This window comes from Amycolatopsis keratiniphila (assembly GCF_000400635.2).
GTDB lineage: Bacteria > Actinomycetota > Actinomycetes > Mycobacteriales > Pseudonocardiaceae > Amycolatopsis > Amycolatopsis keratiniphila.
Genome location: NC_021252.1, coordinates 2954277 through 2967633, shown reverse-complemented (window position 1 = coordinate 2967633; position 13357 = coordinate 2954277). Strand labels below are relative to the sequence as shown.

8 protein-coding genes are annotated in these 13357 nt (G+C 69.2%); 3 read left to right on the top strand and 5 right to left on the bottom strand.

Features of this window, described 5'->3' with window-relative positions; translation table 11 throughout:
• Positions 1–105 precede the first annotated feature (105 nt).
• From AORI_RS54895 to AORI_RS54885, 3 genes are read right to left on the bottom strand one after another with little or no spacing between them, the layout of a single operon-like run.
• Positions 106–4572, bottom strand: coding sequence for a coiled-coil domain-containing protein (locus AORI_RS54895; protein ID WP_016333137.1), 4467 nt, complete (start codon positions 4570–4572; stop codon positions 106–108).
• 10 nt (positions 4573–4582) lie between these two features.
• On the bottom strand, positions 4583–5323 hold the full coding sequence (locus AORI_RS54890) for a hypothetical protein (RefSeq protein ID WP_046199931.1): 741 nt from the start codon (positions 5321–5323) through the stop codon (positions 4583–4585).
• A gap of 47 nt (positions 5324–5370) precedes the next feature.
• Positions 5371–6822 (bottom strand): hypothetical protein, encoded by a 1452-nt coding sequence (locus AORI_RS54885; protein WP_016333135.1) that lies wholly within the window; start codon positions 6820–6822, stop codon positions 5371–5373.
• 109 nt (positions 6823–6931) lie between these two features.
• Here AORI_RS54885 and AORI_RS54880 point away from each other — a divergent pair, with 109 nt between their 5' ends.
• Together AORI_RS54880 and AORI_RS54875 are read left to right on the top strand one after the other, a co-directional pair.
• A complete protein-coding gene (locus tag AORI_RS54880) occupies positions 6932–7369 on the top strand; it encodes a PPOX class F420-dependent oxidoreductase (RefSeq protein ID WP_016333134.1) in 438 nt (145 codons plus the stop codon).
• A gap of 309 nt (positions 7370–7678) precedes the next feature.
• Positions 7679–10183 carry a PQQ-dependent sugar dehydrogenase gene (locus tag AORI_RS54875; protein WP_016333133.1) on the top strand — a complete coding sequence of 835 codons (2505 nt, stop codon included), beginning with the start codon at positions 7679–7681 and terminating at the stop codon, positions 10181–10183.
• A 577-nt stretch (positions 10184–10760) separates the two neighbouring features.
• Here the strand turns inward: AORI_RS54875 and AORI_RS54870 are convergent.
• Positions 10761–11372 carry a TetR/AcrR family transcriptional regulator gene (locus AORI_RS54870; protein WP_228688349.1) on the bottom strand — a complete coding sequence of 204 codons (612 nt, stop codon included), beginning with the start codon at positions 11370–11372 and terminating at the stop codon, positions 10761–10763.
• 85 nt (positions 11373–11457) lie between these two features.
• Here AORI_RS54870 and AORI_RS54865 point away from each other — a divergent pair, with 85 nt between their 5' ends.
• Entirely contained in the window at positions 11458–12336 is an 879-nt protein-coding gene (locus tag AORI_RS54865; protein ID WP_016333131.1) for a sterol desaturase family protein, read from the top strand.
• Here the strand turns inward: AORI_RS54865 and AORI_RS54860 are convergent.
• Complete coding sequence (locus AORI_RS54860) at positions 12310–13314, bottom strand: glucosyl-3-phosphoglycerate synthase (protein WP_016333130.1); 1005 nt, start codon at positions 13312–13314, stop codon at positions 12310–12312. The two genes, AORI_RS54865 and AORI_RS54860, sit on opposite strands and share 27 nt — an antisense overlap.
• Between the last annotated feature and the right edge of the window lie 43 nt (positions 13315–13357).

Here is a 13357-nt window from a genome sequence, read left to right as displayed (position 1 = left end):
CCAGTGGTCCGATGGCTCCCTTCACCGCGTCTGATGCGACGAAAGGAGCCTTCAGCCCAGCCGGTCGGTCAGGTTCCCGGCCGAAGATCCTGGCCACATCGCGCGTCAGGTCGTCTCTTCCTCCTGCTCGGGCTCCTCCGACGGCCGCGTGAACAGCCGCGTCGCCGAAAGCCGCGCGACACCGTCCGGCTCGCCGAGTTCGTCGGTCGCGTTCCGGATCGTCGCGTCGACGGACAGGTACTTGCGCCCCGCCCGCAGGTCCGCGTCGTTGCGCAGCCGCACGATGAGCGGGAACTCGCTCAGCGCGCCGGCGTCGAACAGGCCGGTGGTGTAGATCAGCTGGACGCCCAGCGCCTCCGCGACCGCGCGCTGCAGTTCCAGCAGGTAGCCCGCCGACGCGCGGCCGATCGGGTTGTCGAGGAACAGCACGCCGGAATGCCGGTTGCGGGCCTTGCCGCGGTTGTTCGCCCGCAGTGCCGCCAGGGTGCAGTACAGGATGATCGCCGCGGTCAGCTGCTGCCCGCCGGAGAACACGTCCCGGATCTCGGAGACGCGCTGCCGTTCGGTCCGCAGCACCGAGTCCGGCTTCAGCATGTCGACCCGGAAACCCTTGGGAGCGGCGGCCTGCACGCCGCGCAGCACGAGCGAAAGCCCGTCCCGTTTGACGTCCCGGCCGTCGGAGGTCTTCCCCACCGCGGCCTCGTCGACGACCTCGCCCAGTTTCTCGGCGAGCACGTTCTCTTCGAGTTCGGTGAAGCGGATCCGCAGGAACTCCTGGCCCGACCAGTCGCCGAGACCGTCCGGCAGCCGTGAGACCCGTTGCGCCGCACGGAGTGTGCGCAGCGCGCCGTCGACCATGCCCTGCAGGCGGGTGATGATGCCGCCGCGGTGCCGGTCGATCTGCGCGAGGTCGTCGGTGAGCGTGCGCAGCCGGGGCCGCAACGCCTCCGCCCATTCCCCGGCGTGGGCGGGCAACTGGTCGCGGCGGACCGAGATCACCTGCTGCCGCACCGGTGTGCTGAGCTTTTCGAATCGCTTGTCCGTGGCGTACTGCGCCAGCTGGTCGGCCGCGGCCCGCACCCGGCGGTCTCCCGCGTCGGCCGCGTCCTGTGCCTCGGTGAGCGCCGTGTTGAGCCGGGAGTGCTTGGTGCGCGCGGATTCGACGTCGCCTTCGAACGGCGCCTCTTCGTCCTCTTTGGACAACAGGTGTGCCATCGATTCGGCCAGGAGACCGAAGCCGGACGCGGACGTCTTCGCGGACTCCAGCGTCGCTTCGGCCGCGGCGCGGCGCTCCTGCAGTTCCTCCCATTTCCGCGCGGCGGCGGACACTTCGAGACCGGCTTCGTCGATCAGCTCCAGGCCGTGCTCGACGTCCTTCGGCCGCGCGTCGAGGGCGAGCGCGGACGGCTGTTCCGGGAGCTGGCCCAGTTCCGCCTTGCGGGTCGCGACCAGGCCGACGATCTCGGTGCGTTCCTCCTCCAGCACCGCGACGGCCCGGTTCGCCCGCGCCTGCGCCGCGGCCCGCGCCGAAGCGTCGGAGCCGTCCGGCGTCTCCAGCAGCGCCGAAGCCCGCTCGCGGACGGCGTCGTCCAACGCCTCCAAGGCCGCCCGCGCGGACGCCTCGACGCTTTCTGCCTGGTCGAGTTCGGCACGGAGATCGCTGCCGACCTCCACCTTCGCGTACGCCTCGGAAGCCGACGCGAAGGTACGCCGCAACGCGTCCACCGGTTCGGCGGGCACGGAGTCGTCCTCGGTGACGTCGCTCGATCCCGGCACCTCGGCCAGTTCCGCCTTCGCGGTCGTCGCCGTGCGCCGGTGCCCGTCGGCGGTGCGTTGTTCCTCACCCGCCTGTTCGCGCAGCCGAGAAGCCTTCACCGCGGCTTCGGACGCCGTGGCCTCGGCCCGCTCGGCGATCTCGGTCGCGCGTTCGACGTCGTCCGTCCACTCGGGGATCTTCGCGGCGCGTGTGGCGAGGGCTTCCAGCCCGCGAACGCGCTCCCCCGCCTCGGCCGAGGCGGTGCGCAGCTCGGGGATCCGTTCCCGCAGCCCGGCGGCCTTCTCCCCGAGCCGCTGGAACTCCTTTTCGGCCTGCTCCAACGCGGTACGCGCGGTCTCGTGCGCGGTGCGCGCGTTCTGGAGCTGCTCGGCGAGCGTCGCGATGCTGCCGGGCGGGTAGTCCTCGCGCCAGGTCTTGAGCTTCCACGACAACGCGCTGTCGTCGGCCAGCGACGTCGCGAGCGCCTCCAGCCGTCGCTGGCGTTCCGCGTGCCGGAGCGCGATGGCCTCACGCTCGGCGTCGGCGGCCTCCTCGTCGTACATCGCCGGGTTGGGCGGCACGAGGAATTCGATCCCGGCCTCGTCCGGCAGACGGTCGGTCGCGGTGGCCTCGGTGGTGGCGACCGGGATGATCGTGCTGGGCAGCAGACGCCGCTCCGCCAGGACCTTCTCGGCGAGCCGAACCTGCTCCGGCTCGTTCAACAGGATCCCCGAGACCAGCTGGGGAGCGCGCGCCAGCACGGCCGCCCGCCGCTTCTTGTCCAAAGTGGACAGATAGCGCCAGCCGGACCACGCGTTCATCCCGGCGGCTTCGAGCGCGTCAAGCGCGGCCTGGACCTCTTCCGGAGCGGGCAGGAGGCCTCCCGAACCGAGCGCGTTCAGCGCGCGCTCGTCGACGGATTCCTCCATCCGCAACGCGGTCTGTTCCTTTTCCGCGGCCGAACCGGCCTCGCGAAGGCGCTCCAGCAGCACCGGAAGGTCGGTCTCCAGCGTGACGTCGTCCGCGCCGAGGAGTTCGCTCAGCCGGGGTTCGACGGCGAGCGCGTCGGTGCGCCGGTTGGCGCGGTCGAGTTCGTCGGCCGCGCGTTCCAGCCGGTCCTTTGTGGACCCCGCGAGCCGGTGCGCGTCGTTGACCGTGGCCTGCGCGGCCCGCAGATCCTCGGCGACGCGTTCGAGTTCCTGTTCACGGCGGACGAGTTCGGCGGCGGTCGTCTCGGCCTCGGCCCTGGCCGCGCGCGCCGCTTCGGCGACGTCCGCCCCGGCCTTGAGCGCGCCGGACCGGACGGTTTCCGCGATCTCGTCCCGGATTTCGGCGATCCGCGCCGCCAGCCCCCGAGCCTCCGCCCGGCGCGACGCCGCGAGGTTCGCCGACTCGTCGCGTTCCGCCTGCGCCTTCTCCGCCTCGGCACGCAGGGCGCCGACATGGGCTTCGGCCTTCGCCGCCTGTTCGGTGGCGTTCTTGGCCAGCCCCAGCAGTCCCCTGGCGAGCGCGCCCGCGGCGGCGTTGCGCGCCTGCAGCGCGGGCTGCGCCTTCTGCTCGCGAGTCCCCACCAGTTCCCGGAAATCGCGTGCCTTGCGGGCGGCGTTGAGGTGGTTGAGCACGGTCGTGCATTCACGCCACGCCTCGGCGGCGGTCTTGGCCTCGGCCAGTTCGCCGTCGATCCGCTTCTTGCTCTCCTGCGCCTCGTCGAGCCGCAGTTTCCCGACCAGGCGGCGGAGTTCGGTGACCCCGGCGGCGAGACGGCGGTGGTCGCCCTCGGCCAGTTTCTCCGCGGACTTCACCTCGTCGACGTGCTGTTCGAGCCCGCTCAGCCGCTCGTTCTCCAGCTTGTCGCGGGCGGCGACCTGACCGGCCAGCGTCCGCATCTCGGCGCGGGCCGCGTCGGCGAGCTTCCGTGACGCGGCGGCGACGCCTTCCTCCTCCGCCAGCGGAGTGAGCAGGTCGAGCGCGCCCGCGACGAAATCCCGCTCCGACAACAGGTCCCCGCGCTGGGCGAGGTTGTGCGCGTAGGTCGCGACGACCTCGGCGAGGTCCTTCGGCTCCTCTTCCGAAAGCACCGCGCGCAACAGGAACTCGACGAACGCCTCGTCGGTGCTGAAGGCGAAGGCGTCGGCCGCCTCGCCCTCGCCGGCGTTCATCGCGCGCTGGTACCGGAAAAGCTCGGTGTCGAGGCCGAGACCGTCGAGCCGCGACGTCCATTCGTGGTGCCGCCGGGTCCAGAACAGCTCCAGTTCCGGCTCGCCGCCGTGCACCTTGTCGAGCTGGTCGTGGAAGCCGGACATCGTCAGCAGCCTGCCGTCCGACGTCAGCGGCAGCGAGTCCAGATCGAGCGAGGGCGTCGGCCGGAAGCAGTACCAGGAGTCGACGAGGTTCTCCGAGTCGGCCGACACCACGTGCCCGCGCCATTCCGACACCTTGCCGGTGATCACCCGGTGGCCGGTCTCGACCTGCAGCCACTCCAGCACGACGTGCGAAACGTCCTTGGCGGCGACGAACTTCTCCAGCACCTTGGTGTTCGTCGTGCCGACGACCTGGCGGCGGCCGGGCAGCATGACCGAGAAGATCAGCTTGATCAGGACGGATTTACCGCCGCCGTTCTCCAGGAACAGCACGCTCGCCGGCGACGGGCGCCGCGGCGGCCCCTCCCCCGCCAGGTGGATCCCGGCGCTGAACAGCGCGTCCTGTTGGGGCGCGGTGATGGCGGCGCCGACGCCGCTGAAGTCCAGCACGACGTCCTGGTACCGCGCGCCCGCCGGGCCCACCGAGTGCAGGCGAACCCGCGAAAGCTCGTACATCTCTTCCCCTCTAGAGCGTGTCCGACGCGGCCGCGCGCAACGTCCCGCCACCGTTGGCGACCGACACCACGTTCAGCTCGAGCAGATCGTCGAAGGCCGCGTCGGCGGCGAGTTCCCGCACCTGCACCTGGTAGCGCGGTGTCGTCCGGTAGGTCCCGCCCTGCTCTCCGCTGACCTGGACGAGAAAGCCTTGATCGGCGAGGAAACGCAGGGCCCGCGCGACCATGCCGCGCGTGGTGTCCGAGGCCAGCCTGCCGTCCTTGGTCGCGGCGGCCGCCGGACGCCGGGCGTAGGCCCGCCAGGCCTGTTCGAGTTCGGGCGCGTCGGCCAGCGGGTCGTTGTTCGCTTCGGCCTCCGCCGCGCGCTCGTCGAGGATCCGGCAGGCCTCGCGCACCATCGCGTCCACCTGCTCGACACTGACGCGGCCGATGTAGGTGTCGTTGGCGAGGTCGTCCGGCCGCGGGTAGCCGAGCGCGGCGGTGGCGAGATGGACGAGCCCGTGCAGGACCTTCTCGGTCTCCCGGCGTTCGCGGATCTTGCTTTGCCGCGCGTAGCTGTCCATCTTGATCTCGAAGACGGACTCGTCGGTCGCCGCCAGCACGGCACCGGCCTGGAGGTTGACCTCCAGCACCATCAGCCCGAGCCCGGCCGCGACCGCGTGCGTGAGCTGTTTGAACGCCCTGTCCTCGCCGTAGCGCCGGACGAGATCGCCGTATACGACGTCCCGTGACGGGAGCTGCTTCGGGCGCATGCCGAACGAGACGAGCCGGGCCGCGGATTCGACGTCCCCTGTGGTCGTCACGCGACCTCCCCTTCTTCTTCGTGGCGATCGACCCTGGCGGACGAGAGCAGGAGATCCGCTCCGCCGAACTCGGGGTCTTCGAGCAGCGTGCCGTCGTCGACGGCCAGCAGCACCTGGCGCTCCCCCTGCCGGAGCGCCGCGCCGACCTCGGGACTGTAGGCGTGCACCGCCCGCAGTGCGACCAGGGCGGGCAGCCCGGGATCGATCCGGCGGGCCTCTTCGAGCAGCCCGGACAGCCGTCGCGGCACCTCCGGGAGGTCGAGCAGGTCGTCGGCGAGGCGCCACTGCTCGTCGCCGAACTTGTCGGTGACGTCGGCGGGCATCAGCTCGGGTTCGGGGATCTCGCCGACGAGCTGGTCGCGCTCGGGCGCGGGCCGCAGCAGCAGCGACACCAGCGACGACAGCGACGGCACGGTCGGCGGGGAGATCCCGGCGCCGGCGTGGAAGAACGACTCGGCGGGCGCGACGGCCTCGGCGATCGGCAGGCCCAGCGTCGGCATCAGGAGCTGGCCGAACAGGTCGATCGTGGCGCGCTGCGGCGGCCCGGAGAACTGCTGGCGGTCCTGTTCGGCGCGGAACACCGCGCCCGCGTCGGCGAGCCGGGACTGGAGCCGCGTGTGGCGGCGGATGCAGTCTCCGACGATGTCGACCAGTTCGGCGGCGCGGCGTTTGCGGTCGAGGTCTTCGGTCTCGTCCCGCGACGCGGTGATGTTCTTGAGGATCGCGTTCTCGGCGCGGAACCGGGACTCGATATGGGACAGCGCCTGGTCCAGCAGATCCGGGACCTCGCGCTCCCAGTCGACCGCGCGCACGTCACGGCGGGTCGCGTCGAGTTTGGCGCGCAACGTCTCGCCGTACTGGACGGTGCGGTAGCGGGCCTGTTCGGCGGCGAGCTTGGCGTCGGCGAGGCGGCCGCGGTTGATCAGGTTCTCCAGTTTGACCTCGGCGGCGATCTGCGCGGACTCGACGTCGGTGTCCAGCGCGCCGACGAGCACGTTGATCGCCTCGTCGGTGGCGCGCAGGTAGACCTCGCCGTCGGGCGCGGCCAGCTCGACGAGCAGCTTGAAGTCGAACTGGCGGCGCTGGTAGCCGCCGCCCGGGCCGATGGAACCGTAGACGCGGCGGAACCCGCGATCGGTGGTGCCGACGTTGATCAGGTTGTCGAGCACCCAGCGGGCGACCTTGGCGTGCTCGTCCGGTGTCCGGCCGGGTGCCTGGAGCGCGACGAACGGCAGCAGCCGCGCGATCACCTGATCGTGGTCGGCGCCGGTGTCGAAGTCCATCGACACGGTGACCTGGTCGATCGTGTGCAGGGCGATCTCGGCCATCTGGTAGATCGTGGCGTCCGCCCAGTCCAGCTTCGACTTGCGCGCGTCGAGGTCGTGCAAGGGCGCTGTGCAGGCCAGCGCCTTGAGGCGGCGGGTCAGCCCCTCGTCGGCCAGCCCCATCCCGGTCAGCTCGTCGTCTCGCACAGCAGGCCAGGCTAGTCGCCGCCACCGACACCCCGCACGGGTGACCTGGGTGCCCGGCCCCCAGGGCGGCGGTAGCGTCTGGTTCATGCGTGAAATGAACCGGGACGAATGGTGGGAGTTCGCGAGCGCGGGGACGCGGACGGGCATGCTGGGCCTGGTCCGGGCGAACGGGGCGGCGATCGTGACGCCGGTGTGGTTCCTGCTGAACGAGGGGCCGGACGGTGACGAACTGATCTTCACGACCGGCACGGACACCCTGAAGGGGAAGGCGCTGCGGCGCGATCCTCGGCTCTCGCTCGCCGTCGACGACCAGAAGCCGCCTTACTCGTACGTGCAGTTCACCGCCGAAGCCGTGTTGCACCACGATCTCGACGAAATGCTCGAATGGGCGACCCGGCTCGGTGGCCGGTACATGGGCGAGGACAAGGCCGCGGCCTACGGCAAGCGGAACGCCGTGCCCGAGGAGTCCTTGGTACGCGCGCGGATCACGAAGGTGATCGCCCGGGCCGACATCGCCGGCTGACGCTTCCCACCCTCGCATTTAGTCCTCTGGATGCGGTACTTGCACACGCAAGGACCGCATCCAGAGGACTAAATGCATTCGGGGGTGTGACCCTCCGTGTTGATGTTGGTCAAGTATTGACACGAAGCACCCACTGGTGTGTGATCTGAACCATAGATAGGAAAGTTTCCTAACTAAAACTCCACCTCCCCGCCGGGCCCCGCCCGGTCCGCCGTTGTACCTCCCGACCCCCGAACTTCACGCATGGAGGCTCCAGTGGCACCCCGACCACCGTGGCGCGCGCTGCTGACGTGTGCGGCCGCGACGGCGATGACCATCGCCGTCCTGCCGGCCCCACCCGCCGGCGCGGCACCGACCGATCACGAATCCGAAGACGCGACGATCTCCCAAGGCGCCGTCGAGAAGAACCACGCGGGCTACTCCGGCACCGGGTTCGTGAACTTCGACAACGTCGTGGGCAGCTATGTCGAGTACACGGTGAACGCCGCACAGGCCGGAACCCAGACCCTGACCTTCCGCTACGCCAACGGAACCACGATCGACCGGCCGGTTTCCCTCAGCGTCAACGGCGCCGCGGCCGGGACGCTGTCGTTCCCCGGCACCGGCGTGTGGACCACCTGGAAGACCGTCACCAAGGACGTCGCGCTGGCCGCCGGGGCCAACAAGATCCGCACCACCGCGACGACCGCGAATGGCGGGCCCAACGCGGACAAGCTCACCGCGAGCGGAGTGACCGACGCCGAGGCACCGACCCCGCCGAAGAACCTGGCGGCCAAGGACATCAAGGCCCGCAGCGCCACCTTCACCTGGGAGGCCGCGACCGACAACGTCGGCGTGGTCCGCTACGACGTGATGCGCGGCGGCAACGTCCTCAAGACCGTCGACGGGAACACGCTCACCACGACCGTCGACAACCTGCAGCCGAACACGGCCTACGACATCTCCGTCGGCGCCTTCGACGCGGCCGGAAACCCTTCGCAGCAAAGCAATGTCGTCCAGTTCACGACGCCGCCCAGCGGGGACACCACCCCGCCGACCGTGCCCGGGAACCTGCGCTCGACGTCGGTGACCGCGAACAGCGTCTCGTTGGCGTGGAACGCTTCCACCGACGACAGCGGCACCATCGCCGGTTACGACGTGTACCAGGGCACCACGAAGGTCGCGACGACGCCGTCGCTCGAAGCCACGGTCACCGGGCTGACGGCGAACACGTCGTACACGTTCACGGTCAAGGCGCGTGACCTCGACGGCAACGCTTCGGCCGCGAGCAACGCGCTGACCGCGAAGACGAGTGGCGCCGCGGGTGGCGGGATTCCCGAGTACGACAGGGACATCACGAAGGTGGACCTCGCCTGGTCCGTCGACTTCCTGCCGGACGGCACGGCGCTGGCGACCGAACGGGACCGGTTCGAGATCCTGCGGATCACGCCGTCGGGTGAGAAGACCACGGTCGGCAAGGTCCCCGGCGCGGTCGGCACCAACGGCGAAGGCGGCCTGCTCGGCATCGCGATCTCGCCGAACTACGCCACCGATCACGCGATCTACCTGTACCACACGGCATCCGGGGACAACCGGATCGTGAAGATGACCTACGAGAACGGAAAGCTGTCCTCGACATCCACGCCGGTGCTCACCGGGATCGCCAAGAACCGTTACCACAACGGGGGACGGGTGCGGTTCGGCCCGGACGGCAAGCTCTACGCCACCGTCGGCGACGGGCAGAACAAGGCGACGGCGCAGGACAAGAGTTCGCTCAACGGGAAGATCCTGCGGCTCAACCCCGACGGCTCGGCGCCGAGCGACAACCCGTTCTTCTCCACCGGCGGCAACGCCCGGTACGTCTGGAGCTACGGGCACCGCAACCCGCAGGGCCTCGCGTGGGACTCCCGCGGCCAGCTGTGGTCGTCGGAATTCGGCGACGGCACCCAGGACGAGCTCAACCTGATCCAGAAGGGCGGCAACTTCGGCTGGTCCCAGTGCGAAGGGACCACCGGCAGCTGCGCCGGCACGATCGCGCCGAAGAAGACCTGGCCGACCAGCTCCGGCGGGCCGAGCGGGATCGAGATCGTCAACGACTGGATCTACGTCGCGGCGGTCACCAGCGAGCAGCTCTTCGCCACGCAGATCAACGCCGCGGGCAACGGTGTCGGCTCGGTGCAGTCGCTGTTCTCCGGCCGCTGGGGCAGGCTCCGCTCGGTCACCAAGACGCCCGACGGCGGGCTGTGGGTCACCTCGACCAACGCGGACAAGAACGGCGGCACGCCGAGCGGGATCGACAACGTGGTGGTGCGGCTGAAGTTCCCCGGCACCTCGCAGCCGGGAGCGTTCAAGCTGACCAGTTCCGCGTTCGCCGACAACGCGACCATCCCGGACAAGTTCACCTGTGCCGGTGACGGCACCGCGGGACAGGACACCTCGCCGCCGCTGGCGTGGAGCGCCGGCACCACCGGCGCCAAGGGCTACGCGATCGTCTTCGCCGACGTGGCCAACAACGGCAACAAACTGCACTGGGCGATCTGGGACATTCCGGCCTCGGCGGCGTCACTGCCGGAAGGCCTCGGCTCGGGCTTCACCGTCCCGAACCAGAACGGCGCCAAGCAGAAGGCCATGGGCAGCGGGGCGAACTCGCAGAAGTACTTCGGCCCCTGCCCCGGCGGCTCCAGCCATCCCTACACCTTCACGCTCTACGCGCTGAAGTCGGCGACGGTGCCGGGGTTGTCCTCGTCCTCGACGATGGCGCAGATCGAAACGGCCATCAAGAACGCTTCGACGGCCAACGTCAAGCTGCGCGGCAAATCCAGCGCCGCGTCCTGAGCACGGTCGGGGTGTCCGGAGCGGCGCCGGGCACCCCGACCGTATCCAGTTGTGACTGGAGGAACGCCACCCGTCCGGAATTTCCCGGCAGGTGGCGTTTCGTTAAGCATTTTGAATAGTCTCCTTGCCCACCCATCTTGAAGAAACCTGGCAGCGGGTACCGATTCACCAGAGACTGCTTAGCAGCGACAAAAAATTAGCAAGAAAGATGGATATTCAGTATTCCATCCGCTCTACCGAAAGGTTCTCACGGGAGGCCTGGCGGCCTGAAGCCGCCAGTAACGAACTCGACTCATCAGACGGCTGACAGGGTCAGTCGTGATCCATGGCGGCAGAGCCCGATGAGAAGGAAGAGCAGTGGCACATTCCAGACCCGATTCATCCGTCAGCCTCGACCTTAAAGCCTCACTTGACCCTAGCGTCGGCCTGGCATACAACGAATGCCGATCGCCCCCGACCAGAACGGCTTACGATATTCGGCCGGGTCGTGAGTGGCAAAGACGGTTAGAACGACCATTTTCACTCACGACCCCTGCACGAATGCCCAATCGGACACCACCAACTTGGCCAGCGGCCCTCACCAGCCGAACAGGTTCCGCATGATCCGCGAGCAGCGCTCGGTCATCGCCGCGGCGTCCTGATCCGGCTGGTCGATCCACCAGCTGATCAGGGAGTCGACCACACCGGTCCACACCTGGGCGATCGCCTCGATGTCGCGATCGTCGTCCAGTCCGCGCGCGTGCATCAGCTGCGCGGCGCCGACCAGCGCGAACCCGTCGAGCCGGTAGCGGTAGTCGACCGCGACACCGGCGATCTCACCGGTCGAGGGCACCGTCGGGTCGCGTAGCAGCTTCCAGGCGTACCGGTCGTTGTCGAACGTCTCGAAGATGGCCGAGAGCACCGCGAGCGGCATCCGTTCCGGCGGCTCGCCCTCCTCCGCCATCGTCTCGGCGACCCCTTCGGTCAGCCTGTCCCCCGCCCGGTGCAGGCAGGCGAGATACAGCCCGTCCTTCGAGCCGAAGTACTGGTACAGCAAGGGTTTCGTGACACCGACCCGGCGGGCGATCTCCACCATCGACGCCCCGGCGTACCCGTTCTTGCCGAACTCCTCCGTCCCGGCGCGCACGATCTGGGTCTCCCGCTCTTCGCGGGGCACCCCCTTCGTGCCGACGGCCCTTGCTTCTGTCACGGCGGTTATCTTACCCTGAGGTAAATGACCCTAGGGTAAGTTACCTGATGGTCAGATAACCGGGGGCGAGACAGGGAGAGGTGCGGTGGCGGATTTTCTTGCCCATCTGAGTGACCCGGTGCTGCTGGCGACGCCGGTGTTCCTGCTGTTCGTCGCGATCGAGATCCTCGCGCTGCACGTGCTGGGGCACGACGACAACGTCATCGGCTACAGCGTCAAGGACACCCGCACCAGCATGTCGATGGGCGCGGTGGCGGTGGTGATCAACGGCGTCTTCCGCATCGCCATGCTGTTCGTCTTCGCCGCGCTCTACGAACTCGCGCCGGTGAAGTTCAGCCCGCACGACTGGTGGACCTGGGTCCTGATGCTGCTGGGCCAGGAGCTCGTCTTCTACGCCTACCACCGGGCGAGCCACCGCGTCCGGCTCATGTGGGCCGGCCACCAGGTGCACCATTCGAGCGAGCACTACAACTTCTCGACGGCGTTGCGGCAGAAGTGGACCCCGTACTTCCAGCTGCCGTTCTGGTCGATCCTCGCCCTGGCGGGCATCCCGCCGTGGATGATCCTCACCGGCCTGTCGATCGACCTCGTCTACCAGTTCTTCGTGCACACCGAGAAGATCCGGAAACTGCCGCGCTGGTTCGAGTACGTGTTCAACACGCCTTCACACCATCGTGTGCACCACGGCAGCGACCAGGAGTACCTGGACGCGAACTACGGTGGCATCCTGATCATCTGGGACCGGATGTTCGGCAGTTTCGTGCCGGAAGGAAAACGCCCGACCTACGGGCTGACCAAGAACGTCGAGTCCTACAACCTGCTCAAGGTCGGCTTCCACGAGTACGGCTCGATCCTGCGCGACGTCCGCGCCGCCGGCTCGTGGCGGGACAAACTCGGGTACGTGTTCGGCCCGCCGGGCTGGCAGCCCAAGGAAGCATTAAGCGCTCCTGCGCAACGCGGGTGAGTTCTCCGGGCGGATCTCCGGCGGGAGGCTCTCCAGCGGCGGCCGCTGCGTGAGGGTCACGTCGGTGAGCACGAGTTCCCGCTCGACGGCCTCCCCCGCGCCGCGCCGGAACTGGGCGAGCGACGTCGACGGCGGCGCCGCGGAGATCACCCGGCCGCCGCGCTCCAGCCGGTCCATCAGGGTCAGCATGATCTGCGCGGCCATCCGGCCGAGTGCCTGGGTGCCCTGATGCCGGTGGGTCCGGTGACCGAGGTCGACCTGCGCGAGCGCGTCGAGCCCGTGCAGTTCGAGCAGGTCGATCAGGTGGCCGACCTCGACACCGTAATGCGTGACGAACGGGATGCCTTCGAGCACTTCGCGCCGTCCCGCGTACTCACCGGCGAGCGGCTGGACGAAACCGGCCAGCTCGGGCCAGTACATGTTGAGCAGCGGACGCGCGACGAGTTCGGTGACCCGGCCACCGCCGTCGGGTTCGACGCCCGCGGCCCCGGCGAGCGGGCGGTGGTAGAACCCTTTGACATAGGCGATCCCCGGGTCGGTCAGCAACGGTCCGAGCAGTCCGGTCACGTAGTCCGCGGTGAAGTCGCGGAGATCGCCGTCGACGAAGACGACGAGGTCCCCGCTGGTTTCGGCGACGCCCTTCCAGAGCGCTTCTCCCTTACCCGTCAGGCTTTCCAGCTCCGGGAACACCGAATCCTGCGCGACGACGTCCGCCCCGGCCGCCGCGGCCACCTCGGCGGTCGCGTCCGTGGAATGGCTGTCGACCACCAGGATCTCGTCGACGAGGGGAAAGCGTTCGACGAGTTCGCGCCGGATGGTGCCGACGATCGCGCCCACCGTCTCCGCCTCGTCGCGGGCCGGGATCACCACCGAAACCCGCGTCCCGCGTTTGGCGGCGACCAGCTCCGCCGCCCACCAGTCACCCGCCCGGCTGCTGCGCCGCGCGAGCCACGTGCCGACCTCCGCCGATACCCGCATGGCTTCCCCTTCCCTCGAAGATCACCTCACCGGTGAGCTTCGA

Excerpts from the sequence above, each read along its gene's own strand:
- AORI_RS54890 (WP_046199931.1), bottom strand. The coding sequence starts at position 5,323 with ATGCGCCCGAAGCAGCTCCCGTCACGGGACGTCGTATACGGCGATCTC.
- AORI_RS54895 (WP_016333137.1), bottom strand. The coding sequence starts at position 4,572 with ATGTACGAGCTTTCGCGGGTTCGCCTGCACTCGGTGGGCCCGGCGGGC.
- AORI_RS54880 (WP_016333134.1), top strand. The coding sequence starts at position 6,932 with ATGCGTGAAATGAACCGGGACGAATGGTGGGAGTTCGCGAGCGCGGGG.
- AORI_RS54885 (WP_016333135.1), bottom strand. The coding sequence starts at position 6,822 with ATGGGGCTGGCCGACGAGGGGCTGACCCGCCGCCTCAAGGCGCTGGCC.
- AORI_RS54860 (WP_016333130.1), bottom strand. The coding sequence starts at position 13,314 with ATGCGGGTATCGGCGGAGGTCGGCACGTGGCTCGCGCGGCGCAGCAGC.
- AORI_RS54875 (WP_016333133.1), top strand. The coding sequence starts at position 7,679 with ATGACCATCGCCGTCCTGCCGGCCCCACCCGCCGGCGCGGCACCGACC.